General features: G+C 60.1%; 25 protein-coding genes. 15 read left to right on the top strand and 10 right to left on the bottom strand.

Features of this window, described 5'->3' with window-relative positions:
* The first annotated feature begins 35 nt into the window (after nt 1-35).
* Nucleotides 36-725 carry a response regulator gene (locus CAF65_RS05175; protein ID WP_085715344.1) on the top strand — a complete coding sequence of 230 codons (690 nt, stop codon included), beginning with the start codon at nt 36-38 and terminating at the stop codon, nt 723-725.
* Nucleotides 726-755: 30 nt separating this feature from the next.
* Here the strand turns inward: CAF65_RS05175 and CAF65_RS05170 are convergent, their stop codons facing one another.
* Nucleotides 756-1,793: a patatin-like phospholipase family protein gene (locus tag CAF65_RS05170; RefSeq protein WP_085715343.1), complete on the bottom strand. Its 1,038-nt coding sequence runs from the start codon at nt 1,791-1,793 to the stop codon at nt 756-758.
* Between the two features lie 221 nt (nt 1,794-2,014).
* On the opposite strand from CAF65_RS05170, the gene CAF65_RS05165 reads away from it, so the two are divergent.
* The 3 genes from CAF65_RS05165 to CAF65_RS05155 all read left to right on the top strand — a co-directional run bounded on the left by CAF65_RS05165 (nt 2,015) and on the right by CAF65_RS05155 (nt 4,117).
* Nucleotides 2,015-2,293 (top strand): hypothetical protein, encoded by a 279-nt coding sequence (locus CAF65_RS05165; protein WP_008017838.1) that lies wholly within the window; start codon nt 2,015-2,017, stop codon nt 2,291-2,293.
* Nucleotides 2,294-2,393: 100 nt separating this feature from the next.
* Complete coding sequence (locus CAF65_RS05160; protein ID WP_085715342.1) at nt 2,394-3,152, top strand: CHAD domain-containing protein; 759 nt, start codon at nt 2,394-2,396, stop codon at nt 3,150-3,152.
* A gap of 167 nt (nt 3,153-3,319) precedes the next feature.
* Nucleotides 3,320-4,117 (top strand): acyl-CoA thioesterase II, encoded by a 798-nt coding sequence (locus CAF65_RS05155; protein ID WP_085715341.1) that lies wholly within the window; start codon nt 3,320-3,322, stop codon nt 4,115-4,117.
* Here the strand turns inward: CAF65_RS05155 and CAF65_RS05150 are convergent, their stop codons facing one another.
* The 3 genes from CAF65_RS05150 to CAF65_RS05140 form a co-directional block, all read right to left on the bottom strand.
* Complete coding sequence (locus CAF65_RS05150; RefSeq protein ID WP_085715340.1) at nt 4,118-4,483, bottom strand: terminase; 366 nt, start codon at nt 4,481-4,483, stop codon at nt 4,118-4,120.
* A 156-nt stretch (nt 4,484-4,639) separates the two neighbouring features.
* Nucleotides 4,640-6,121 (bottom strand): methyl-accepting chemotaxis protein, encoded by a 1,482-nt coding sequence (locus CAF65_RS05145; protein WP_085715339.1) that lies wholly within the window; start codon nt 6,119-6,121, stop codon nt 4,640-4,642.
* Nucleotides 6,122-6,254: 133 nt separating this feature from the next.
* Nucleotides 6,255-7,064, bottom strand: coding sequence for a TatD family hydrolase (locus CAF65_RS05140; RefSeq protein ID WP_085715338.1), 810 nt, complete (start codon nt 7,062-7,064; stop codon nt 6,255-6,257).
* 236 nt (nt 7,065-7,300) lie between these two features.
* Here CAF65_RS05140 and CAF65_RS05135 point away from each other — a divergent pair, with 236 nt between their 5' ends.
* From CAF65_RS05135 to CAF65_RS05125, 3 genes are all read left to right on the top strand, one after another.
* Nucleotides 7,301-8,722, top strand: a complete 1,422-nt coding sequence (locus CAF65_RS05135; RefSeq protein WP_085715337.1) for a transglycosylase SLT domain-containing protein — start codon at nt 7,301-7,303, stop codon at nt 8,720-8,722.
* Nucleotides 8,723-8,825: 103 nt separating this feature from the next.
* The gene (locus tag CAF65_RS05130) at nt 8,826-9,260 is read left to right on the top strand and encodes a DoxX family protein (RefSeq protein WP_085715336.1); all 435 of its coding nucleotides are present in this window, start codon (nt 8,826-8,828) and stop codon (nt 9,258-9,260) included.
* A gap of 247 nt (nt 9,261-9,507) precedes the next feature.
* Entirely contained in the window at nt 9,508-9,816 is a 309-nt protein-coding gene (locus CAF65_RS05125; RefSeq protein WP_008001428.1) for a hypothetical protein, read from the top strand.
* A gap of 3 nt (nt 9,817-9,819) precedes the next feature.
* Here CAF65_RS05125 and greB read toward each other — a convergent pair whose 3' ends face one another.
* Genes greB through CAF65_RS05110 form a run of 3 tightly spaced genes read right to left on the bottom strand, consistent with a single transcriptional unit; the run spans nt 9,820 to nt 13,539 of the window.
* Nucleotides 9,820-10,317, bottom strand: coding sequence for a transcription elongation factor GreB (gene greB, locus CAF65_RS05120; RefSeq protein WP_085715335.1), 498 nt, complete (start codon nt 10,315-10,317; stop codon nt 9,820-9,822).
* A 34-nt stretch (nt 10,318-10,351) separates the two neighbouring features.
* Entirely contained in the window at nt 10,352-12,856 is a 2,505-nt protein-coding gene (locus CAF65_RS05115; protein ID WP_085715334.1) for an ABC transporter permease, read from the bottom strand.
* On the bottom strand, nt 12,856-13,539 hold the full coding sequence (locus CAF65_RS05110) for an ABC transporter ATP-binding protein (RefSeq protein WP_007991765.1): 684 nt from the start codon (nt 13,537-13,539) through the stop codon (nt 12,856-12,858). Before CAF65_RS05110 ends, CAF65_RS05115 begins: the two co-directional genes overlap by 1 nt.
* Before the next feature lie 10 nt (nt 13,540-13,549).
* Here CAF65_RS05110 and CAF65_RS05105 point away from each other — a divergent pair, with 10 nt between their 5' ends.
* The 3 genes from CAF65_RS05105 to CAF65_RS05090 all read left to right on the top strand — a co-directional run bounded on the left by CAF65_RS05105 (nt 13,550) and on the right by CAF65_RS05090 (nt 16,402).
* A complete protein-coding gene (locus tag CAF65_RS05105; RefSeq protein ID WP_085715333.1) occupies nt 13,550-14,155 on the top strand; it encodes an arylesterase in 606 nt (201 codons plus the stop codon).
* 56 nt (nt 14,156-14,211) lie between these two features.
* On the top strand, nt 14,212-14,505 hold the full coding sequence (locus CAF65_RS05100; RefSeq protein WP_003226812.1) for a hypothetical protein: 294 nt from the start codon (nt 14,212-14,214) through the stop codon (nt 14,503-14,505).
* A gap of 922 nt (nt 14,506-15,427) precedes the next feature.
* The gene (locus CAF65_RS05090; protein ID WP_085715331.1) at nt 15,428-16,402 is read left to right on the top strand and encodes a L,D-transpeptidase family protein; all 975 of its coding nucleotides are present in this window, start codon (nt 15,428-15,430) and stop codon (nt 16,400-16,402) included.
* A gap of 123 nt (nt 16,403-16,525) precedes the next feature.
* Here the strand turns inward: CAF65_RS05090 and oprI are convergent, their stop codons facing one another.
* Nucleotides 16,526-16,777, bottom strand: a complete 252-nt coding sequence (oprI, locus tag CAF65_RS05085) for an outer membrane lipoprotei OprI (protein WP_003199355.1) — start codon at nt 16,775-16,777, stop codon at nt 16,526-16,528.
* Between the two features lie 639 nt (nt 16,778-17,416).
* On the opposite strand from oprI, the gene CAF65_RS05080 reads away from it, so the two are divergent.
* Complete coding sequence (locus tag CAF65_RS05080) at nt 17,417-17,704, top strand: GNAT family N-acetyltransferase (RefSeq protein ID WP_008023295.1); 288 nt, start codon at nt 17,417-17,419, stop codon at nt 17,702-17,704.
* Between the two features lie 85 nt (nt 17,705-17,789).
* Here CAF65_RS05080 and CAF65_RS05075 read toward each other — a convergent pair whose 3' ends face one another.
* Nucleotides 17,790-18,866 carry a 3-deoxy-7-phosphoheptulonate synthase gene (locus tag CAF65_RS05075; RefSeq protein ID WP_085715330.1) on the bottom strand — a complete coding sequence of 359 codons (1,077 nt, stop codon included), beginning with the start codon at nt 18,864-18,866 and terminating at the stop codon, nt 17,790-17,792.
* Nucleotides 18,867-19,053: 187 nt separating this feature from the next.
* Nucleotides 19,054-19,497: a PilZ domain-containing protein gene (locus CAF65_RS05070; RefSeq protein ID WP_085715329.1), complete on the bottom strand. Its 444-nt coding sequence runs from the start codon at nt 19,495-19,497 to the stop codon at nt 19,054-19,056.
* Between CAF65_RS05070 and CAF65_RS05065 the strand changes: the two genes are divergently transcribed.
* From CAF65_RS05065 to CAF65_RS05050, 4 genes are all read left to right on the top strand, one after another.
* On the top strand, nt 19,496-19,882 hold the full coding sequence (locus CAF65_RS05065; RefSeq protein WP_085715328.1) for a co-chaperone YbbN: 387 nt from the start codon (nt 19,496-19,498) through the stop codon (nt 19,880-19,882). The two genes, CAF65_RS05070 and CAF65_RS05065, sit on opposite strands and share 2 nt — an antisense overlap.
* On the top strand, nt 19,879-20,832 hold the full coding sequence (locus CAF65_RS05060) for a putative 2-dehydropantoate 2-reductase (protein WP_085715327.1): 954 nt from the start codon (nt 19,879-19,881) through the stop codon (nt 20,830-20,832). The genes CAF65_RS05065 and CAF65_RS05060 overlap by 4 nt, the downstream gene beginning before the upstream one ends.
* 25 nt (nt 20,833-20,857) lie before the next feature.
* The gene (locus tag CAF65_RS05055) at nt 20,858-21,763 is read left to right on the top strand and encodes a 5'-nucleotidase (RefSeq protein WP_085715326.1); all 906 of its coding nucleotides are present in this window, start codon (nt 20,858-20,860) and stop codon (nt 21,761-21,763) included.
* Nucleotides 21,764-21,858: 95 nt separating this feature from the next.
* Nucleotides 21,859-22,362 (top strand): universal stress protein, encoded by a 504-nt coding sequence (locus CAF65_RS05050; RefSeq protein ID WP_008023285.1) that lies wholly within the window; start codon nt 21,859-21,861, stop codon nt 22,360-22,362.
* The last annotated feature ends 24 nt before the right edge of the window (nt 22,363-22,386 follow it).

Below are 22,386 nucleotides of genomic sequence, written 5' to 3'. Positions count from 1 at the left end.
TACTCTCTGCCACTTCTTTGTATTGATATGAATTCATGAGCCAGACCGCGACCATTTTGGTCATCGACGACGAACCGCAGATCCGCAAGTTCCTGCGCATCAGCCTCGCTTCCCAGGGCTATAAAGTGCTGGAGGCCGGCACCGGCAGTGAAGGATTGGCACAAGCTGCATTGAACAAACCGGACTTGCTGGTGCTCGACCTGGGCTTGCCGGACATGGACGGCCAACAGGTATTGCGCGATTTTCGCGAGTGGTCGACGGTGCCCGTGCTGGTGCTCTCCGTGCGCGCCGGTGAAGGGCAGAAAGTCGAGGCCCTGGATGGCGGCGCCAATGACTACGTGACCAAGCCGTTCGGCATTCAGGAGTTCCTGGCGCGGATTCGTGCATTGTTGCGCCAGGCGCCCGTCGGCGAGGTGCAGCAAGCGGCGCTGGCCTTCGGTCCATTGACGGTCGACCTGGCGTATCGCCGGGTACTGCTCGACGGTACCGAAGTTGCACTGACTCGCAAGGAATACGCCGTGCTGGCGCAACTGGCGCGGTATCCCGGGCGGGTGATCACCCAGCAGCAATTGCTCAAGGACATCTGGGGGCCGACGCACACCGAAGACACTCACTACCTGCGCATCGTGGTCGGGCACTTGCGCCAGAAACTGGCGGATGACCCGACTCGACCCCGGTTCATCGTGACCGAGGCGGGGGTGGGGTATCGGTTGTTGAGTGAGTAGTTTTGAAATTTTGTGGTGACTATCAGGCGTTCAGTTCTGCTCATTCTCATACCGATCCAGCGTATCCCGAGCAATTTCCCTTCCCAACGCGATGAGCTCCGGCGCCTTGTAGAATTCGAAAAACCGGCACACGCGTTTGGGCACGTTGATCAGGATGTCCGGCGGATACCCGGCAATCTTGTACTGTGCAAGCGACGTCTGCATCACCTCGAAGCTCTGGTTGATCAAGTCCAGCAAGGATGCCGGTCCTACGTTGTCGATGATGAACGAACCGGTGGCGGAGCGGGGAGCGCCACTGGTTTCCGGAGCAGCCGCGGGCTGCTGCGCGTCGGGCTCGGCGGATTCGATCCAAGGGTTGAAATCCGCACCTTCGGCTTTCAAGGCCTCCTGTTCCAGGATCAACAGTTGCTCGGCCTGTTTGCGGCGGAACGGCAGCTTCGAACCCAGGGAGTTGATCAGGCTGTCGAAGCGGGTCTTGAAGGCGGCGGGACGCTGGATGACCGGCAATTGATAGTGGCGCTGGTTGGTGGAGTTGAGGTTGACCGCGATGATCAAATCGCAATGGCTCGACACCACCGGTACGATCGGCAGCGGGTTGAGAATGCCACCATCCACCAGCATGCGGTTACCCTGCATCACCGGGGTGAACAGGCTGGGAATCGCTGCCGAGGCGCGCATTGCCTGATGCAGACAACCTTCCTGGAACCAGATTTCCTGCTGGTTGGTCAGGTCGGCGGCAACGGCCGTGTAGGGGATACGCAAATCTTCGATGTTGATCTCGCCGACGATCTTGCGGATTTGCCCGAAGATTTTCTCGCCACGAATCGCCCCCAGACGAAAACTGACGTCCACCAGACGCAGCACGTCGAGATAGTCCAGGCTCTCGATCCAGTCGCGGTAATCATTGAGTTTGCCGGCGGCGTAGATTCCGCCCACCACCGCGCCCATGGAGCAACCGGCGACACAGGCGATGTCATAGCCGCGCCGTTCGATCTCTTCAATGACCCCAATATGCGCATAACCCCGGGCTCCACCCGAGCCCAATACCAGTGCGACACGCTTTTTCATGAATCGCCCTCGTTTGAATGATTCAACAATGCACCCATCGGGGGTCATGCTTCAATCGCCATGGTCGTTCGATGGGGCAGGAGCGTCGTATTTTCGACACTCCATGGCGGCACATGATTATTCTCGTCGGCGCTATAGTTTGCACAGGGGACCAACGGCACTTTTCAGGTGCCGCACCGTCTTACCTGCACGACTGTTGACCTATCTTTGAGGAGTGAATGATGAAAGCCTGGATCTGCGTGCCATTGATTGCCCTGGCGCTCGCCGGTTGTGCTGGCAAAACCGCCTACCGCGACAGCTGTGGCAGCCAGCTCGATGCCGCCTGGCATGAGCTGGACCTGGCCAAGGCCGAAGGTTTCGCCGGGACCGTCAGCTACTCCAAAGCCTTGTCGCTGTTGACCGCGGCCAAGACCCAGCAGCAATTCGAGGGATTCGAGGGCTGCTCCCACAAGGCCGAGAAGGCCCGTTTCTATATTCGTGAATCGCGCGCGGGGCGTTGAAGGCAAAAAGCAGCGTCAGGCTCTAAGCTACGAGTTGCAATGCTCATCGGGCTTGCCGCTCGTAGCCTGGAGCCTGGCGCTGTTTACGGAGTAACCCCCCATGATCAATCGGTTGGTGGCTACAATTCTGGGCTTGGAAGTTCGTCTGCTGGCCTGTCAGGCCCGCTTGAAAGAACGTACTGACCCTGAAGCGTTACACGATCTGCGCACAACCATGCGTCGGTTACGCAGCCTGTTGCGGCCTTTGCGCGGGCTGCCCGGTGTCGAACAACTGGAAGCGGCAGCCTCCCGGGTGGGCGAGCTGACCACGCCATTGCGTGATCGTGAAGTGCTGGCGGCGTACCTGCTCCAGCACCATCAACCCCAAGCCGCACAGCGGCGCATGGCGCAAATGGCCGAAGCCTATCCGGCCGTTGCGGCCAGCCCGGAGCTTGCGCAATTGCTGATCGTCCTCGATGCGTTTCCGCGTTTTCTGCGTGCCGCCCAGCGCCAGGGATTGCTCAAGGGCCTGCGCAAGCGCATCGAAAAGCGCTTGGGCAAACAGTGGAAAATACTCGACGAGGCACTGCACGACCCGGCCCACGACCGTCATCGCTTGCGCCTGCTGATCAAGCGGGTGCGCTATAGCATCGACGCTTACCCCGAACTGGACCGTTTACCGAAAGCAGCCATGCCCCGGTTGAAATCGGCCCAGGGTGCGCTGGGTGATTGGCACGATTGCGTGCAATGGCTGGCCATGGCTGAACAGGAAGCGGACTTGCAACCCTGTGTTGCGGTCTGGACAGCCACCATGGCCGAGGCCGAAAGTCGTGCAGACCGAGTGCTGGAAAAGCTCAGTAAGGCCTGTTTCAAACCCTGAAAACGCCGGAGAACTAATGTGGGAACGGGTCTGCTCCCACAGGGTTTTTATGTTCGGCATGAAACCTGTGCGGCTCTTCTGTCAGTACTTTTGGCCGGAATGGGTGCTGTATAGCCCTCGCTTGCTGGTTAAGATCCCTTCGTCTTTTTTCGATCCTTGAGGTTTTCATGCGTTTTTCCGAACTGCTCGACGCTGTCCGTAGCCAGCCGCTGGAGCTGTCTATCCCGGCCTCCTGGGCCCAGGGGCGCGCCAGTTTCGGTGGCCTGGTGGCCGCCTTGCAGTATGAAGCCATGCGTGCCCGGGTGCCGGTGGACCGTCCAGTGCGCTCGCTGGCAATCACCTTTGTCGGCCCGGTCGAACCCGAGGTTCCGGTCAGTTTTGAAGTCGACGTGTTGCGCGAAGGCAAGGCGGTCAGCCAGGTATTGGGCCGGGTGATGCAAAAGGGGCAGGTGGTGACGTTGATCCAGGGCAGTTTTGGCGCCTCACGTCCTTCGGAAGTGGCGGTGGCCGCAGAATCGGCACCTGAAATGAAGCACTGGGACGAGTGTCAGCAATTGCCTTTTGTCGAAGGCGTCCTCCCGGAGTTCATGCGGCATCTGGCGATGCGCTGGAGTGTCGGCGGGCTGCCGTTCAGCGGCAGCACATCCCGGCAAATGGGCGGCTGGGTGCGCCTGCGTGGCGACGTCAAAGAAGAGGCCATCAGCGAGGCGCATATCCTGGCACTGGTGGACGCCTGGCCGCCGGCCCTGATGCCTTTTCTGAAGAAGCCGGCGATGGGCAGCACACTGACCTGGACCATCGAATTCGTTCAACCGCTGCTGGAACTGAACACCCTGGACTGGTGCAAATACCTCGTCGAAACCGAGCACGCCGCCGACGGCTACGGGCATGCCGCCGCGAAAATGTGGAGCGCGGATGGTCGGTTGATCGCCATGAGCCGGCAGACGGTGACGGTGTTTGCCTGATCAGTGACGGCGGTGGCGCTCACGCCAGGCGCGCCACCAGCCACCGCTGAGGAAGAACCGCGGAAACGTCAGGAACTGCTCGACCATCAGGCGCGATATCGCATCCTTGCGGTCACTGAAGGGTTCGGAGGCTTGCGTCTCCAGGCTGTGGCCGTGACGTTGCAAGGCCAGCGCGGCAATTACACCGATCACGCCGATGGCGATGTTTGCCAGGTTCAGGCTGAACACCCCGGACACGATCAACAGAAACGCCACGATGAACAGCGGCACCGCGATCAGGTACAACACCAGATTGGTCGGGTGCTGATGATTGTTCGGGTACGCTCGCCATTGCCAGGCGGGAAGGTTGGGGTGACGTTTGCCCATGATGCTGATCCTCGAATCCATGTTGAACTACATGATTGAAGGATAGGCCCGGTAAATGCAGGCGGCGAATCAAGGCTGGCTATTGGCTTGATAGGTGTCCTGACCAACATTGATGGTGCCGGTTCCGGCCTCATCGCGGGCAAGTCGAAGAGGCCCTTACAGTTTGAGCTGACCTATCGCCTTACTCAACTCCCCGGCCAATGCCGCCAGCTCATTGCTGGTGGTTGCCGAAGTCATCGTCTGTTGCACGGTGTTCTCGGTCACGTCACGGATGCTCACCACCGCCCGGTTCATTTCTTCCGCCACCTGGCTCTGCTGCTCGGCCGCCACCGCGATCTGTGTATTGCTTTCTCGCATCTGCGCCACCGCGCCGGTGATCTCGGCCAATGCCACGCCAGCCTCTTGCGCCTGATGCACGCAGTCGTCGGCCTTGAACGAGCTCTCCTGCATGAAATCCACGGCGTCCCGCGTGCCGGCCTGCAACGCTGACACCATGAGCGTGATTTCGTCCGTGGAGGCCTGCACGCGTTTGGCAAGGTTGCGCACTTCATCGGCGACCACGGCAAACCCGCGACCCATTTCGCCGGCCCGGGCCGCTTCTATAGCGGCGTTCAGTGCCAACAGATTGGTCTGCTCGGCGATGCTGTGAATCACGTTGACTACGCCGTTTATCTTCTGACTGTCCTCGGCCAGGCGTTGAATCATCTCGGCAGTCTGCTGGACGCCGGTGGACAGTCCGGCAATCGAGCGCTGCACCCGTGTCACGACCTCCTGGCCGCTGCCGGCCAGGGTATCGGCTGATTGCGAAAGGTCACGGGTGGCACCCGCGTGTTGGGCGATGTGATAGACCGTTGCGGTCATTTCATTGATCGCTGTGGCGGCCTGATCGGTTTCGCTTTGCTGACCCAGCATGCCGTGGCGCACTTCATTCATGCTGGCCGCCAGCTGTGCGGCACCGACGTCCAGTTGCCGGGCGGTGTTGGCGACGGTGTTGACCACCCGTTGATAACCGGCCTGCATGGCGTTGAACGCGTTGGCCATTTGCCCGACTTCGTCGCTGCAAGCCAATGGCACACGGGCTGACAGGTCGCCGGTTTTCTCCACATGCAGCATGACGTCTTTCAAGGTGTTGAGCTGGCTGAGCAGGAAGCGGATCAATAACTGCGATGCGCCGAGCATTGCCAGCATCAGGATGAAGACCGCCGACGCGTAGTTGGCGAAGCGCTCGCTGAACACCTGACTCAGGCTTGGCCCGTGGGCAATCACGGCGACCTGCTGGTCGTCGGCGCGCGAGAACACTTCGGCACCCATCAACGGATTGTCACCTAACAGCGGCATAGAGTTGATCTCGACCCAGCCGTTTGCATGGGTGAGTTGCGGTATGGGTTGTCCATTCAGCGTCGGCGTCTGTCCGCGATTGAACGTCAGCAGGTTATCGGTCTTGGGCAGAGGTTGCCCGGCAGGCCAGGCGCCAAGCAGTCGCGCCTGTGACTGAGCTGAAGCCCGGGATGCATGACTGCGGGCCTGTTGTTCGAGCTGCACGGCGTACAGCACCAGCAAAAGCGTGGTGATGAAGGCGACAGCGTTGACCGCCCAGAATTTGTATTTCAGCGAGATATTGCTAAGCCAGGCACCCATGGAGGTCTTCTCTGATAGCGGAAACAGTTTTGGCAAGGTGCCAGCATTGTGCCGCTACTCAGGTGGCTGAATTTTGATACAGATCAATGGGCTGCCCCATTACCCCTGTGGGAGCGAGCAGGGGGGGCAGTGCTTACATGCCGATGGTGGGCAACCGATAAAACGCCCGTGCACACGCCGTAGTATGCGCCGCCAGATCTTCCTGGCTTTCACCGCGATGCAGCGCCACTTCGCGCAATACTTCGGTCAGGTATGCCGGTTCGTTTCGCCCGTTTTTCGGCTTGGGGCGCAGGCTGCGCGGCAGTAGATACGGCGCATCGCTTTCGAGCATCAGGCGCCCGCGCTTGATCTCCTTGACCAGCGGATGCAAATGCGTGCCCCGGCGTTCGTCGCAGATCCAGCCGGTAATGCCGATGTGCAAGTCCAGGTCGAGATAGCTGAACAGTGCCTTCTGCTCGCCAGTGAAGCAGTGCACGACTGCAGCCGGCAGTCGGTCGCGGAAGTCGCGCAGTATTTCCAGCAAACGCTGGCTGGCGTCGCGTTCGTGCAGAAAGACCGGCAACTGCAATTCAACGGCCATGGCCAGATGTTCTTCGAGGATCTTTTCCTGCTGCGGACGCGGCGAGAAGTCACGGTTGAAATCCAGCCCGCATTCACCCACGGCCACCATATTTGGCTCCTTGAGCAAGCTGCGCAAACGTCGGGCACTGTCGGCGTTCCAGTCGCTGGCGCAGTGAGGGTGAATACCGGCGGTGGCGAACAGGCGCTGAGTGCTTTCGTCCAGTTGTTGGCACAGTTCGAGGGCTTGCTCGCTGCCCTCGATGCTGGTGCCGGTCAGCACCAGTTGGCATACACCGGCCGCGTAGGCACGGTCGAGCACGGCCTGGTGTTTGTCGGCAAAACAGGGGTTGGTCAGGTTGACGCCGATATCGATGAGTTGCATGGTGCTACCTCGGCCCAAAGGCCGGAAAGCATATCAGAGCCGTGGATTTATAAGAAAAGCCAAGAACTACAACGGGTTAACGCTGTCTCTTGAACCTCGGGACAGACCGGGTTGGTAGTTTTGCCATCATTGTGCCAGTCTTTCGCACGTTGCCAGCGCCCTGGGCGCTCTGTTTTGTCGCTGCGCTTGATGCCATTCGTCATTGAAGCGTGCCTCATATTCTTTCCGGAGAGTGGATGATTCGTCCCCCGGTTTTGCTACTGCTGTGCTGTTCGCTGCTACTGCCGATGTCGGCGGTCGCGCGTCTGCCCGGGCCGCTGCAAGCCGTACCGGCCAGCAAGGTGCGCGATCTTGCGGAAATCCGCAGCAGCCGTGTGCTGCGGGTATTGGTCAACCAGAGCCGCAACAGTTCCGGCGAAGTCCAGGGGCAGGCGATCGGGGTCGAATACCATCGCCTCAGAGCGTTCGAGCAATACCTCAACGGCTACGCCCGCGACGGTCAGGAAATCACCCTCAAGATCATTCCCAAGGCCAAGGATCAACTGCTCGGCGCATTGCAGCGTGGGGAGGGGGATCTGGTGGCGCCGGGAGAGTTGCTCGATCTGCAACCCGGCTTCGCCGTCAGCACCAGTGAGCCGATTGCCAGCAACATCCCGTTGGTCCTGGTGGGCATCAAGGGCGAACGCCGCTACACCCGGCTTGAACAGCTTTCCGGCAAGACCCTGGCCTTGCCTGCCGGCAGCGCCGCCGGGGATGCTGTCAGCCAGATCAATCAGAAACTCGCCTTGCACAAGCTGCCACCGGTCACAATCGAATGGGTCGATCCGACCCTTGCCGTCGAGGACGTGCTGGAAATGGTGCAGGGCGGGATCTTCCACCTGACCATCGTCGAGCAGCCGATCGCCGAACGCTGGGGCAAGATCCTGCCCAAGTTGCGTTTCGACAAGCAGGTACTCATCAGCGAGCCGGGAGAGGAGTTCTGGTTCGTGCGCCGTGATGCCTCGATGCTGCGGGCCAGCATTGATCGCTTCCTCACCGGTTACAAAAAACCGTCGGATCAGGACGCTGCGTTCCTGCGGATCTATCGGCGTTTGTATCAAGTGCACTACCCACTGGCCAAGGCCGACCGGCAGCGTCTGGAAAAACTTCGCCCGGTGCTGCAAAAACACGCCGATGCCCAGGGCATGGACTGGCTGAACCTGGCGGCGTTGGCGTTCAAGGAATCAGCGTTGCAGCCCGCAGCCCGGAGTGGCGGTGGCCCGACCGGTCTGATGCAGATCACGCCTTCTGCGGCGCAGCGGGTGGGGGTCAACAATATCCAGGACGTAGACGGCAATGTGCAGGCCGGGGCCAAGTACCTGGCGATGATTCGGCGCAAGTTTTTTGCCAGCCCGAAACTCAACGAGCGTGAACGCATGGCCTTTGTGCTGGCAGCCTACAACATCGGGCCGGAGCGGGTTCAGGGTATGCGCGCCGAAGCCCGGCGGCGAGGGTTGAATCCCAACCAGTGGTTCTTCCAGGTCGAACGCGTTGCCATGGAGCAAGTGGGCATGGGGCCCGTCAGCCATGTTAATAGCGTGAACAAGTACTACTTGGCGTTCGACCGGGAGCGGGAGTCGTTGGAGCCCCAGGGGCAAAAGGTTGCCTCACGCAAATAATCAACTAATCTGATTGTTATTGCCGGTTTTTTGCGCTTTTAACATATGATTTATTGATTAATATAGCGGCCAACCAACACACATCAGCAAGGAATGAAACAGAATGAGCACTCTGATCAACAAGGTACTGTCCACTCGCGCTGGCTACGGCCTGACGGTTCTGCGCATCGTTGTCGGTATTGTCTTCGCCGCTCACGGTTCGCAGAAACTCTTCGGGGCATTCGGTGGTTATGGTCTGGCGGGAACCGCGCAGTACATGGAAAGCGTCGGGCTGACACCCGGTTACCTGATGGCGGCAATGGCGGGCGGCATCGAATTCTTCGCCGGCCTGGCCCTGATCATCGGCTTGCTGACTCGCCCGGCCGCATTTGGCCTGGCATTACTGTCGCTGGTCGCGATTTTCACGGTGCACATCAGTAACGGTCTGTTCATGGCCAACAACGGTTATGAATTCGCCCTGGCGTTGCTCGGTGGCAGTATCGCGGTATTGATCGAAGGTGCGGGCAAACTCTCGGCGGACCGTGCCATCGCCGGTTGACCGCTCTGGCTCAACGAAAAGGCCCGCATTGTGCGGGCTTTTTTTGTTGGGCGTCATTCTTGACACTGTCCAGTCAGCTTATCTAGGATGTTGCTCATGCGCCGATTTAAACAGCTACTTGCGGGGCGCCAGGTGACTCATTCAGTTGCCGATAGAGGCCGGTACAGGCCTCGAAATACCGCTAAAGCGCTGGTTCGGTGTTGCCTCTCACCTGCCATGCAGACTTTTGAGGCAGAGACACGACACAATGAATGCACTAAACCCCGTTGTACGTCCCGCGCCGATCACGGCACATCTCACCCAGCGCAATCCAAAAATCCTGCTTGGCGGTAAACATCAGCCGACGCTCTTGCGTTATCTCGATGGCTGGCCACGTCGTACCGGCGGTCCCGCTGCCTTCCTGATCCAGTTTGTCGAAGACGGTGAGTCGCTCGCTCGTTTCGCCGACGACAGTTTCGATCTGGCAGTGATTCAATCCCCCAGCCTCGAAGACGCTCCAGAAGTGATCAGGCAACTGACTCGCGTCGCCCGTCAAGGGCTGATCACCCGCCGTTGAGTTCTACAGGTAGTCGATCGCCACGATATAAACACATTGCTCACCGGTCGGTGTCTGGACTCGAACTTCGGCGTCCAGTGCTTTGCCGATCAGGGCGCGGGCCAACGGCGAATCAATGCTGATCAGGCCTTGTTTGAGGTCCAGTTCATCCGGCCCGACAATGCGGTAGCGCGACTCTTTGCCGTCCTCGTCCTCGATCGTGACCCAGGCGCCGAAATAGACCTTGTTCGGATCGCTGGGTCTTTCGCTGACGACCTTGAGCACCTCCAGGCGCTTGGTGAGAAAACGCACGCGGCTGTCGATCTCTCGCAGCATCTTTTTGCCATAGGTGTATTCGGCGTTCTCCGAACGATCACCCTGGGCTGCGGCTTCGCTGACAGCCTGGGTAACCTGGGGTCGACGTACATGCCACAGTTCATGGAACTCGGCACGCATCCGGGCCTCGCCCTCGGGGGTGATCAGCGCGGTGCCGGCGGTGCGGGGAGGGCGGTAACGGCTCATGACAGCTTCTTGTGGTGAGGATGGCTGGAGTCTATCAACCCTCGCGCAGGACTGTCAGCGGGCTGGTGTTCAATGCCCGACGGGTGCCGAACACCCCGGCACCACCGATCAGCAAGGCGCCCACCAGTGGCAGCAGCAACAGCCATGGATGTGGATGCCATGGCAGGTCGAAGGCGTAGCGGTAGAGCACCAGGCTCACCAGTTCCGATCCCAGTGCCGCCAGCAAACCGCTGACTGCACCAAGCAAGCCGAACTCGATGCGCCGCGCCGTGACCAGCAAGTGCCGTTCGGCCCCCAGCGCTCGCAGCAGGGCGCCCTGGCGAATGCGTTCGTCCAGCGTCGCCTGCAGGCCGGAAAACAGTACCGCCATCCCCGCCGCCAATACGAACAGCAACACATACTCCACCGCCAGGGTGACCTGGGCGAGAATGCTGCGCAGTTGTTCCAGCAAGGCTTCGACCTGAAGGATCGTCACTGCCGGGAAGGCTCGGGACAGGTCGACGATCTGTTGGTCATGACCCGGCGCAAGATAGAAACTGGTCAGGTAAGTCGCCGGCAGATCCTTCAGGGTGCCGGGCTGGAAGATCATGAAGAAGTTCGGCTGGAAGTTGTCCCAGTTGATCTCCCGCAGGCTGGTGACTTTCGCCTCGCGATTGACTCCGCCAACGCTGAAAACCAGATGGTCGCCAAGCTTGATTTTCAGGCTTTCAGCGACCTTGCCTTCCACCGACACGCCGGGAACATCGTCCGGCGTCTGTTCGTTCCACCAATTGCCGGTCGTGAGTTTGTTGCCCGACGGCAGGTTCGCGGCCCAGGTCAGGCTCAGGTCGCGCTGGATTGCCCGATCACCTGCCGATTCTTTGGTGACGATCTGCTGCACCGCTTCGCCGTTGATGCTGATCAGGCGCCCCGGCACCACCGGGTACAACGGTGCCGATTGCGCCGACACGGCGATCAGGTGATCGATGAAGGCCTGTTTGTCCGCGGGCAGGATGTTCAGGGCGAAGTAATTGGGCGCGTTTTTTGGCAACTGGTTTTGCCAGGTATCCAGCAACTCGCCGCGCAGCAGCGCAATCAGCGCCATCGACAGCAGAATCAGGCCGAACGCCAGGGACTGGCCCGCGGCAGCGAGCGGATGACGCAGCAGTTGCCCGAGTCCCAGGCGCCAGGGCAGGGGCGCACGAGCGAGCATGCGCCGCAGGCTCTTCAACAGCAGCAGCAACAATCCACCCAACACCAGCGCTGCAATCACGCCGCCGCCGAGCAGGGCAAAGGTCAGCAGCAGGTCCAGGCTCAGGCGCCACATGATCAGGCCGAGGGCGCCCAGTGCTGCTCCGTAGACCATCCAGGTGCTGGAAGGGATGGGCAGCATGTCCCGACGCAATACGCGCAATGGCGGAACCCGGCCCAGAGCCGCCAGCGGCGGCAAGGCGAAACCGGCCAACGCCACCAGTCCGGTGCCGATCCCGGCAACAGCCGGAAACAGCCCGCCCGCAGGCACGTCGGTCGGCAGCAAATCATGCAGCAGGGCAAACAACCCCAGTTGTGCGAGCCAGCCGAAGAGGGCGCCGCTGATGCTGGCCAGCAGTCCGAGGACAGTCAGTTGCAGGCTGAACAACATCAGGGTTTCCTGGCGTGACAGCCCGAGGCAGCGCAGCAACGCACTGGCATCGAATCGACGGCTGGCAAAACGGGTGGCCGACAGCGCCACCGCTACGCCGGACAGCAACACCGCCACCAGGCTGGCCATGTTCAGGTAGCGTTCGGCTTTGCCCAGGGCGCCGCCGATCTGCCGGTTGCCGTCACGGGCGTCTTGCAGGCGCTGATTGGCGGCGAGGCCCGGCTTTATGAGTTGCCGATAGGTTTCCAGCGCCTTGGTATCGCCGCGCCACAACTCCCGATAGCTGACCCGGCTGCCGGGCTGCACTACACCGGTGGCCGCAAGGTCGCCGAGATTGATCAGCACTCGCGGCGTCAGGCTGTAGAAATTGCCGGCGCGGTCGGGTTCGTACGTCAGCACCCGCGTCAGTTTCAGGGTTTTCATGCCGACATCGATGCTGTCGCCGATCCTCAGGTCCAGAGCGGTCAGCAGGCGTGCCTCGACCCAGGCTTCCCCTGATTTCGGTCCTCCACCGGGCTCCTCCACGGCAAAGGGCGCGGGTGCGCTTTTCAGTTCACCGCGTAGCGGGTAGGTGCTATCGGCTGCCTTGATGCTGGACAGCTGGATGCCGTGGTCGGTGGCGATAACGCTGGAGAACTCCACTACTTGAGCGTGTTCCAGACCCAGTTCGGTGCCGCTTTTCATTTGCTCGGGACGCGCCGGCGAACTGCCTTCGAGCAGCAGGTCGGCACCGAGGAATTCGGTGGCCCGCAACATCATGGCGCCATTCAGGCGCGCGCCAAAGTAACCGATGGCGGTGCTGGCGGCCACGGCCACCAGCAACGCGAAAAACAAAACGCGCAATTCACCAGCGCGGGCGTCGCGCAGCAATTGGCGGATGGCGAGACTGAACAGGCGCAACAGCGGCAGACGTGCCATCAAGGCTCCAGAGGGGCGACCAGCAGGCCGGCTTCAAGACGGATCAGGCGCCGGCAGCGATGGGCCAGGCGTTCATCGTGAGTCACCAGCACCAGGGTCGTGCCGCGTTCCTTGTTGAGCTCGAACAGCAAGTCGCTGATGCGCTCGCCGGTGTGGCTGTCGAGGTTGCCGGTCGGTTCGTCGGCGAACAGCACATCGGGCTCGGCGGCAAATGCGCGGGCAATCGCCACGCGTTGTTGCTCGCCTCCCGAGAGCTGGCGCGGCGAGTGAGTCAGGCGCTGGCCCAGCCCCACGCGTTGCAGTAATTGGGTGGCGCGTTCGCGGGCGTCTTTGCGGCCATCGAGTTCCAGCGGCAGCATGACGTTTTCCAGGGCATTGAGGCTGTCGAGCAACTGGAATGACTGGAACACAAAACCCACGTGCTCGGCGCGGATGCGCGCACGCTGGTCTTCATCGAGGTTGCTCAGGCCTTGCCCGGCGAGAGTGACTTCGCCGCTGCTCGGCAGGTCGAGGCCGGCGAGCAGGCCCAGCAGGGTGGATTTGCCGGAGCCCGAAGCGCCGACGATGGCCAGGCTATCGCCCTTGTTCAGTTCCAGACTGAGTTCGTGCAGGATGGTCAGTTCACCTTCCGCGCTGGGAACCACTTTGCTAAGGTCCTTCGCGATGAGAATGCTTGCGCCCATGGAGAGTCCGATGCGTGTCTGGTTTTTGAGTGCTGGCCTGGCCTTGTTATGCATGGCCCAAAACGCAGCGGCGGGTACAGTCCTGATCGTTGGCGATAGTATCAGCGCCGGTTTCGGGCTGGATACCCGGCAGGGGTGGGTGTCGCTGCTTGAGCAACGGCTCAGGCGCGAAGGTTTCGACGACAAAGTGATCAATGCCTCCATCAGTGGCGACACCAGCGCCGGAGGCCGGGCGCGCCTGCCTGCGCTGCTTGTAGAGTACAAACCGGAACTGGTGATCCTCGAATTGGGCGGCAACGACGGCCTGCGCGGATTGCTGCCAACGCAATTGCAACAAAATCTTGCGTCAATGATCGACAGCTCCCGGGCCAGCGGTGCCAAGGTGTTGCTGCTCGGCATGCAATTGCCACCCAATTACGGTGCGCGTTACACAAAGGCGTTTGCCGAGGTCTACAGCAACCTGGCCGATGAGAAAAAGATCCCGCTGGTGCCGTTTTTCCTCGATGGCGTGGGCGGTCACCCGGACTTGATGCAGGCTGATGGCATACACCCGGCAGCCGGGGCTCAGGAGAAGTTACTGGAAAATGTCTGGCCTACTCTAAAACCGCTGTTATGACACTTTTCTAGACGCAGGCTTTCGGCTAAGGTGGCGCCCCCGATTTGGAGCCCCCGATGCCGCGTCCCGCCTGGTCACTATTTGCCTACCAACTGATCGAGCCTGACGAACAGCTGGATCTGTTCGCCTGCCAGGAAGTGCGGGTACATCTGGTGACCCGTCAACTGGAGTTGGGTGGCTCGGCGGACCGGACCCTGTGCGGCAGCCTGTTGCCGGCACAACCTCGCTGGTCGAGTGTTGATCGTCGGGTGTTCCAGGACCAGCGGCTGTGTTCGCTGTGCAGGGCCATCCTTGAATCGCAGAAACGCGGTACTTCGCCGATCTGGCCGGAATTGCGTTTCGAGCTTTGATCTGTCGTTGTGGGTTGGCCCTGTTATCTGGTGTACATATCCGTTGCTGCGGTAACGGCGGCTGGCGGTTTCGCCCTTACGGCGACTCACTTTTTTTGACAAACGCCTCAAAAAAAGTAAGCAAAAAAAGCGCTCGCCCCGAACGTCCGGCCCCTCGCCAGGGCTCGGGGTTCCTTCGCTCCGGTATTCATCCGGGGGCCTTGCCCTCCGGTCGGCTGCGCGCGACCTACATGCAATGGGTTCGACTGCGTCGAACGGCGCTGCGCGCCAGTCCCCGGATGAACACCTCCGCTCAGCCTGCCGAGGGGGCGGGTGGATCAAGATCAAGAGCGGCAGGCGAGCTAACGCTCGGCCTGTTGAGTGGTGAAGAGCGTGGGTGTACGCCGCCGCTTTGCTCTGCTCTTCTCGCTCCTACAGGGGGCATGTTAGATCAGGCCGGCAGGCCGCCTCACTTTGGCTTTTGCTTTTGCTTTGGCTTTTGATCTTCTTGCCCCGTCGAGAGGCTTCGTTCCGGTTCTGCGCAGTGGGCAACCCGGCATGGATGCCGGGTTAGCCGCGTACGGCCATGGATGGCCGATCGCGGCGGGCCCACGGAGCAGGACCGGAGCGAGGGAATGCCGAGCCTTGGCGAGGCACCGAACGTCAGGGGCAAGAGCCCTTGGTTACTTGGGGCTCTTCCAAGTAACCCGCCGTCAGGGCGGAACCATAAGCAGCCGTTACCGCAGCAACGGATATGCACACCGGCAAAAGACACGTCGCCCAACACATAGCCATCGAGAGCAGGCTCGCTCCCACACAGGATCGGGGATAATCTCAATATGCGCCTCGCATTGCCTGCAATCGGGTGATCTCCCCGAAATAACAGACAGCGGTGTACAATCGCTTTCTTATATCTCAGTTGATCATGCGAAGGATTTTCCGGATGTTGTCGCGCTTTCCTGCCGTCACCCGCTGCCTGACTCTCGCCGCCCTTTTTGTGGCCGGCCCCGTTGCAGCATTGGAGTTTCCCCTGCCACCGCCCGGTGAGGACATCATTGGCCAGGTGCAGGTGATCAAGGCCAAGTACGAAGATACCTTCGCCGACCTTGGTACTGCCTACGATCTGGGCTACACGGAAATGGTTGCGGCCAACCCCGGTGTCGATGCATGGTTGCCTGGCGCCGGCACGGAAATCATTCTGCCGACCCGCTTCATCCTGCCACCAGGCCCGCGTGAAGGCATCGTGATCAATCTGGCCGAGTACCGCCTCTACTACTACCCGAAGGGCAAGAACGTGGTGTACACGTTCCCGCTGGGTATCGGTCGTGAAGGCTGGGGCTCGCCAATTGCCCACACCAGCATCACCGCCAAGACACCTAATCCGACCTGGACGCCTCCGGCTTCGATCAAGGCCGAGCACGCAGCAGACGGTGATCCGCTGCCCAACGTCGTGCCGGCCGGCCCTGACAACCCGCTGGGGCCGTTCAAGTTCACCCTGGGCACACCGGGCTACCTGATCCACGGCTCGAACAAGAAGTTCGGTATCGGCATGCGCACCAGCCACGGCTGCTTCCGCATGTTCAACAACAACGTGCTGGAAATGGCGGGCATGGTGCCGGTCGGTACGTCGGTACGGATCATCAACGACCCGTACAAGTTTGGCATGAGTGGCGGCAAGGTCTATCTGGAGGCGCATACGCCGCTGGACGACAAGGGCAACCCGTCGGTGGTCGACAAGCACACTGCGGTCATCAATGCGATGCTCAAGCGTGAAGACATCACCAACAACCTGCGCATGAACTGGGATGTGGTGCGTGATGTGGTTGCCGCTGAAGACGGCCTGCCGGTGGAGATCGCTGTGCCGGGCAACGGCGCCGCACCGATGGTGTCGAGCACTCCGATCGACCCGATGCAGTAACGCTTGCAAAGAACCCGTCGACGCGGATCGCGTCGACGGGTTTTTTGTTGCCTGGAGAAACCCCGGGCAATAAAAAAGCCGACCCAAAAAATGGATCGGCTTGATAACAATCCCGAAGGATTATTACTTGCGGCTAGCTTTGTCCAGCATGCGCAGAGCACGCTCGTTAGCTTCGTCAGCAGTCTGTTGTGCTTTTTGAGCAGCAGCCAGAGCTTCATCAGCTTTACGGTAAGCTTCGTCTGCACGAGCCTGGGAGCGAGCAGCTGCGTCTTCAGTAGCGGTCAGACGTGCTTCGGTTTCTTTCGATGCGCTGCTGCAACCGGTAGCCAGAACTGCGGCCAGAGCCAGAGCAGAGAATTTCAGAACGTTGTTCATCGTGTTCCCCTTCAAGGACTTTCTATTAAGTAGCTATCTCCTCCGATTGAGGAAATAGCCGGCGTACATACTACCCATTACTTGTAGTAAGTAAAACTGACGTGACGCAAGAAGCAAAAAAAATTGTAGGCGTTGATTCTTTTTCGAGCAACTTTTAACTGAATTGTTTAAAAAATATCCAGCTGCAAGGCCCGTGGCTGAGCGAACCGGCGAGAAAAAGTTCCTTCGGTACACCACTCTTTTCCCCGTCTGGCTAAAGTCCGCCTACATGGATTCGTCTACACTTTTGTTCGGCTTCTGCGTAGCGCCTCCCAATATCTTTCTCGATGTTCAGGTGACTTTAACAGCGGGCGCTCGTCTTAAGTCTCAACATCCGGCAATGTTCAGGCTATCGACCCGTAGTGACCTTCGGTCGAGCCATTCCTGCGTGATCCGGAGCAGCACCCGCCAACCTGCATGATGACGAGCGCACCTTGAGCATTTCTGTCGATGGTGCCTACTATTTGTACGTGCTCGGTAGCGCGAGATCGGTGCAGCTCTTCTCGGTGTCCATTCAGGCACGGGGTGGCGTAGATGTTCCTTCGCCGGAAAAACATCGGTAAGGTAGGGGTCGGAAATCCAGACCCGCGAGGAGTAGTGATGAGCGAGGCGTTGTCCATCCACCATGACCAGGCTGGTCATCAGTTCGAGACCATTGTGGACGGTCATCGTGCCTATCTGACCTATATGGATCTGGGGAAGCAGACCCTGGATATCTATCGTACCTTCGTACCCAACGCATTGCGTGGTCGCGGTATTGCAGCAGCCTTGACCGAGAAGGCGCTGGAGTACGCTGACGAAATGGGCTACACCGTCATTCCATCGTGCTCCTATGTCGAGCGCTACATGGAGCGTCACCAGCGGCATGCGGCCAAGCTGAGCCAGTGACCTTCAATAAAACGAATGCATGAAAAAACGCCGGGTTCTGCCCGGCGTTTTTTTGTCTGCGCTTTTTGTGCAGCCAATCAGTCGATCAGCTGCGATCGCGTTTGGGGAGCACGTCCTTGAGCTTGGCATGCATGCTGCGCAAGGTGTTTTCGGTCGCGGTCCAGTCGATGCAGGCGTCGGTGATCGACACGCCGTATTGCAGGTCGGCGAGGTCTTTGGGGATCGCCTGGGCGCCCCAGTTCAGGTGGCTTTCAACCATCAGGCCGATGATCGACTTGTTGCCTTCGAGGATCTGGTTGGCGACGTTTTCCATCACCAGCGGTTGCAGGGCCGGATCCTTGTTGGAGTTGGCGTGGCTGCAATCGACCATGATGTTCGGTTTGATCTTCGCCTTGTTCAGCGCCTGCTCGCAGAGCGCAACGCTGACCGAATCGTAGTTCGGCTTGCCGTTGCCGCCGCGCAGCACCACGTGACCGTAGGCGTTGCCCTTGGTGGTCACGATCGACACACCGCCTTCCTGGTTGATGCCCAGGAAACGGTGCGGGCTGGAAACCGACTGCAAGGCGTTGATCGCCACGGTCAGGCCGCCATCGGTACCGTTCTTGAAGCCGACGGCCGAGGACAGGCCGGACGCCATTTCACGGTGAGTCTGGGATTCGGTGGTGCGCGCGCCGATGGCCGACCAGCTGATCAGGTCCTGCAAGTATTGCGGGGAGATCGGGTCGAGGGCTTCGGTGGCGGTTGGCAGGCCTTTCTCAGCCAGGTCCAGCAGCAACTGGCGACCAATGTGCAAGCCGTCCTGGATCTTGAACGAGTCATCCAGGTACGGGTCGTTGATCAAGCCTTTCCAGCCGACGGTGGTACGTGGCTTCTCGAAATACACGCGCATGACCAGATACAGGGTATCGGACACTTCGGCAGCGAGAACCTTCAGTCGGTCGGCATATTCGTGGGCGGCCTTGATGTCGTGGATCGAGCAAGGCCCGATGACGACGAACAGGCGGTGGTCGGTACCATCCAGAATGTTGCGAATGACTTCGCGGCCCTTGGTGACGGTGCGCAGTGCGGCGTCGCTCAGGGGAATATCGCGCTTGAGCTGATCAGGAGTGATCAGTGTCTCGTTGGAGGCGACGTTTAGGTCGTTGATCGGTAAATCAGCCATCGTTTACTCGTCAGGTCACGGGTGCCGGCCGCCAGCGAACCCGCGCGGCGGAGCACAGCAAATTAAGCGCGTCGGGGAGCCGAACCTTAGCGCGTTACACCGTGGCTCGACAATGGGCAGACACCGGTTTAGGGGCCATTCTCGCTCAGTTTCCCCAAAGTGACCGGCAAACACTTCGGCAATGCCCCTAATCCGGCACAGGCTCGGCAAAAGCCTTGCGCACCGATTCGTGAGAGAACTCGTCGGCATGCTCCTGAACCCACTCCAGAGCCAGGGCCTGGATATCCTGCAAGTCGTCGTGGGCGTCATGCAGGCGGCAGTAGCGCTCGATCTGGCACACCTGTTCGCCCATTCGGGCGCTGAACAGCGTTTGTTCGTCAACGAAGGCGATGCCCACCAGATAACCGCGTTTGCGTCGCAGGCACCAGGCGACATAGCCCAGGTAGCGCATGTCCGGGTTCACGGTCGGCATGCGTACTTCCAGTGCCGTGCCGTAGCGCCACGCGCGGTGATAATTGCAAGCCATGCCCCCGAGACTGATAGTGTGCAGCTGTCGTCGCGAAATACACTCAGGTTTCAGCAACGTTAATTCGACGGGCACATCGTCAGGGTGAGGAATAAAACGTCCCATGAACACAGACTCCATGTGTCGGCCATCTGACATTGTTTCCCCCAGTATAGTGGTCGAATTGGAACTGACCGATTTTGACGCCGACCAACGGCTGCTGGCGATGAGCGGTGTTTCGCTGGTTATTTTCACCAGTGTCGGCTGCGCCAGTTGCCGTTTTGCCCGCGAGCAATTGCCGGCACTCGATCTGGCGGTCGATCGACTGTGCTGGATCGATGCCGGCAATAACGGCGGGGTGGTCGAGCGTTATCAGGTCTTTCACTTGCCGGCGCTGTTTATTGTGCGCGACGGCGAATTCTTCGGAGCACTGAAATCGCGTCTGACCGACACCGAGCTCAATCGAGCGGTGCGCCAGGCGCTGAGTCGAACAGCAGAGGAGTTGCCATGATGGGGACAATTGCCAGGCCGACGATCGGCATTATTGGGACCGGTGCAATCGGCGGTTTCTACGGGGTGATGCTGGCGCGTGCCGGTTTTGATGTGCATTTTCTGCTGCGCAGCGAATTCTCTGCGGTGGCCGAGCATGGGTTGCGGGTCGATAGCGCACCCCACGGCGCACTGACGTTGAACCCGGTGCAGGCCTATTCGAATGCTGAAGACATGCCGCCCTGCGACTGGCTGCTGGTGGGTGCGAAAACCACCAGCAATGCAGGCCTGGCACCCGCCATCCTGCAGGCGGCGGCACCGAACGCCAAGGTACTGCTGTTGCAAAACGGCCTGGACGTTGAGGACAGCCTGCGCGAGTTGCTTCCCGATTCGCTGCATGTGCTCGGCGGGCTCTGCTACATCTGCGTCCATCGCGAGGCGCCGGGCGTCATCACTCATCAGGCGCTGGGCGCGGTGCATGTCGGTTATCACAGCGGTCCCGCCGATGGGCTGACACGCAGCGCCATTGTCGAGGAGGGCGTCGGTCTGTTCCGCAGTGCCGGCCTCGATTCCCAGGCCATGGCGAATCTGCATCAGGCGCGTTGGCAAAAACTGGTCTGGAATATCCCTTACAACGGGCTATCGGTTTTGCTTGGAGCGAGCACCACACCGTTGATGGCGGATGCCGACAGTCGCGAACTGATCAAGGCGCTGATGGCTGAAGTGGTGCAAGGCGCAGTCGCGTGCGGGCACGATGTACCGGCGGGGTATGCCGAGCATTTGTTCATGGTGACCGAAAAAATGCCCGACTACTGGCCGAGCATGTACCACGATTTCCTGCACAAGCGGCCGCTGGAGCTGGCCGCAATCTACGCCCGGCCACTGGCGGCAGCCAAGGCAGCGGGGTTTGAAATGCCGCGCATCGAGGCCTTGTATCGCAGCTTGAGTTTCATTGATCGACGCAACACCTGAGTCGACCGACCTGAGGGGGAAGGGCATGCCGAAGACAATTGACGACAAGCTGGTGCTGGCGATTTCTTCGCGGGCGCTGTTCGACCTGAGCGAAAGCCACAAGGTTTATCTGTCGAGCGGCGTCGAAGCCTACCGGCAGTATCAGATCGAACACGAAGACGAGATCCTCCAGCCCGGCGATGCCTTTCCATTGGTGCAGAAGCTCCTGAACCTCAACAACAGCCTCGGTCGCGCCCGGGTCGAGGTGATTCTGGTGTCGCGCAACAGCGCCGACACCGGGCTGCGGGTGTTCAACTCGATTGACCACTACGGACTGGCGATTTCCCGTGCGGCATTTGTCGGCGGGCGCAGTCCGTATCCCTACCTCAAGGCCTTTGGTTGCGACCTGTTTCTCTCGACCCACGCCGAAGACGTACGCAATGCACTGGACGCCGGTTTCGCGGCAGCGACCATTCTGTCGGGTGGTGCCAGCCGTGCGGCCAGCGACGAGTTACGCATTGCCTTCGACGGAGACGCGGTGCTGTTTTCCGATGAGTCGGAGCGCATTTATCAGGCCGGTGGTCTGGAAGCGTTTCAGGCCAGCGAGCGTGAGGCCGCCCGCGAGCCGTTGCGCGGTGGGCCGTTCAAGGGTTTTCTCGCGGCCCTCAATCTGCTGCAGCGTGAGTTCCCGGAGGACGCCTGTCCGATCCGTACCGCGTTGGTCACGGCGCGATCGGCGCCGGCCCATGAGCGGGTCATTCGCACGTTGCGCGAATGGAACATCCGGCTCGATGAGTCGCTGTTCCTTGGCGGCCTGACCAAGTCAGCCTTTCTCGAAGCCTTTGCGGCCGACGTGTTTTTCGACGATCAGGCCGGCCACTGTGAATTGGCCCGTGAAGTCGTCGCCACCGGTCATGTGCCCCATGGCATAAGCAACGAGCAAAAGGTTTAAGCCCGCCATTCAATGCGTTGCGCCGGACGTCGCAGTCGCCAAGGCACTGCTAAGCTGAATCAAATCTCCGCCATGTTGGCAGTTGAGGAGGTCATATGATTCGTTCGATGCTGTATGCCACAGACCTTGGCCTGTACGCGCCCGTGGTGATGCAGCATGCCCTGGAGCTGGCCCGGACCTTCAATGCCAATTTGTATGTCGTGCATGCGGTTGAACCCATGGGGTTGTTTGCCGAATCGGTGCTGCAAAGTTATCTCGATGAGCAGGCGCTGAATGAGTTTCACAGCCAGGGCCTGAATACGGTGATTGCCAGTATCGAACAGCGGGTGCTCGACAGTTTTCGTGAGGAACTGGGGGATGAAGGGGAGCACGACCTGGAGCGGATTCAGGCCGTACGGGTGCTGCAGGGCGACCCATCGCAGGTGATTCTGGACCAGGCGCAGAAACTCTCCGTGGATTTGTTGATCGTAGGAAGTCACAGCCACGGTGCCGGTGCGGAAACGCCTTTGGGCCGAACCGCCGCCCGTGTGTTGCAACTGTCCAAGGTGCCGGTCTATCTGGTGCCGCTGGTGCAACGTCGTCGCCAAGGGGATCTCTAGAACACGAATAGTGGCAATCCGATA

The sequence above is a fragment of the Pseudomonas sp. B28(2017) genome, from assembly GCF_002113025.1.
Taxonomy (GTDB): domain Bacteria; phylum Pseudomonadota; class Gammaproteobacteria; order Pseudomonadales; family Pseudomonadaceae; genus Aquipseudomonas.
Note: the sequence above shows the minus strand (reverse complement) of the source record. Positions and strands in the feature narration are given on the sequence as shown.

Coding starts and splice junctions, on each gene's coding strand:
- CAF65_RS05155 (WP_085715341.1), top strand. CDS start 3,320: ATGCGTTTTTCCGAACTGCTCGACGCTGTCCGTAGCCAGCCGCTGGAG.
- CAF65_RS05160 (WP_085715342.1), top strand. CDS start 2,394: ATGATCAATCGGTTGGTGGCTACAATTCTGGGCTTGGAAGTTCGTCTG.
- CAF65_RS05065 (WP_085715328.1), top strand. CDS start 19,496: ATGAACACAGACTCCATGTGTCGGCCATCTGACATTGTTTCCCCCAGT.
- greB (WP_085715335.1), bottom strand. CDS start 10,317: ATGAGCCGTTACCGCCCTCCCCGCACCGCCGGCACCGCGCTGATCACC.
- CAF65_RS05130 (WP_085715336.1), top strand. CDS start 8,826: ATGAGCACTCTGATCAACAAGGTACTGTCCACTCGCGCTGGCTACGGC.
- CAF65_RS05060 (WP_085715327.1), top strand. CDS start 19,879: ATGATGGGGACAATTGCCAGGCCGACGATCGGCATTATTGGGACCGGT.
- CAF65_RS05105 (WP_085715333.1), top strand. CDS start 13,550: ATGCGTGTCTGGTTTTTGAGTGCTGGCCTGGCCTTGTTATGCATGGCC.
- CAF65_RS05080 (WP_008023295.1), top strand. CDS start 17,417: ATGAGCGAGGCGTTGTCCATCCACCATGACCAGGCTGGTCATCAGTTC.
- CAF65_RS05125 (WP_008001428.1), top strand. CDS start 9,508: ATGAATGCACTAAACCCCGTTGTACGTCCCGCGCCGATCACGGCACAT.
- CAF65_RS05070 (WP_085715329.1), bottom strand. CDS start 19,497: ATGGGACGTTTTATTCCTCACCCTGACGATGTGCCCGTCGAATTAACG.
- CAF65_RS05175 (WP_085715344.1), top strand. CDS start 36: ATGAGCCAGACCGCGACCATTTTGGTCATCGACGACGAACCGCAGATC.
- CAF65_RS05135 (WP_085715337.1), top strand. CDS start 7,301: ATGATTCGTCCCCCGGTTTTGCTACTGCTGTGCTGTTCGCTGCTACTG.
- CAF65_RS05075 (WP_085715330.1), bottom strand. CDS start 18,866: ATGGCTGATTTACCGATCAACGACCTAAACGTCGCCTCCAACGAGACA.
- CAF65_RS05150 (WP_085715340.1), bottom strand. CDS start 4,483: ATGGGCAAACGTCACCCCAACCTTCCCGCCTGGCAATGGCGAGCGTAC.
- CAF65_RS05055 (WP_085715326.1), top strand. CDS start 20,858: ATGCCGAAGACAATTGACGACAAGCTGGTGCTGGCGATTTCTTCGCGG.
- CAF65_RS05145 (WP_085715339.1), bottom strand. CDS start 6,121: ATGGGTGCCTGGCTTAGCAATATCTCGCTGAAATACAAATTCTGGGCG.
- oprI (WP_003199355.1), bottom strand. CDS start 16,777: ATGAACAACGTTCTGAAATTCTCTGCTCTGGCTCTGGCCGCAGTTCTG.
- CAF65_RS05050 (WP_008023285.1), top strand. CDS start 21,859: ATGATTCGTTCGATGCTGTATGCCACAGACCTTGGCCTGTACGCGCCC.
- CAF65_RS05170 (WP_085715343.1), bottom strand. CDS start 1,793: ATGAAAAAGCGTGTCGCACTGGTATTGGGCTCGGGTGGAGCCCGGGGT.
- CAF65_RS05090 (WP_085715331.1), top strand. CDS start 15,428: ATGTTGTCGCGCTTTCCTGCCGTCACCCGCTGCCTGACTCTCGCCGCC.
- CAF65_RS05140 (WP_085715338.1), bottom strand. CDS start 7,064: ATGCAACTCATCGATATCGGCGTCAACCTGACCAACCCCTGTTTTGCC.
- CAF65_RS05100 (WP_003226812.1), top strand. CDS start 14,212: ATGCCGCGTCCCGCCTGGTCACTATTTGCCTACCAACTGATCGAGCCT.
- CAF65_RS05115 (WP_085715334.1), bottom strand. CDS start 12,856: ATGGCACGTCTGCCGCTGTTGCGCCTGTTCAGTCTCGCCATCCGCCAA.
- CAF65_RS05110 (WP_007991765.1), bottom strand. CDS start 13,539: ATGGGCGCAAGCATTCTCATCGCGAAGGACCTTAGCAAAGTGGTTCCC.
- CAF65_RS05165 (WP_008017838.1), top strand. CDS start 2,015: ATGAAAGCCTGGATCTGCGTGCCATTGATTGCCCTGGCGCTCGCCGGT.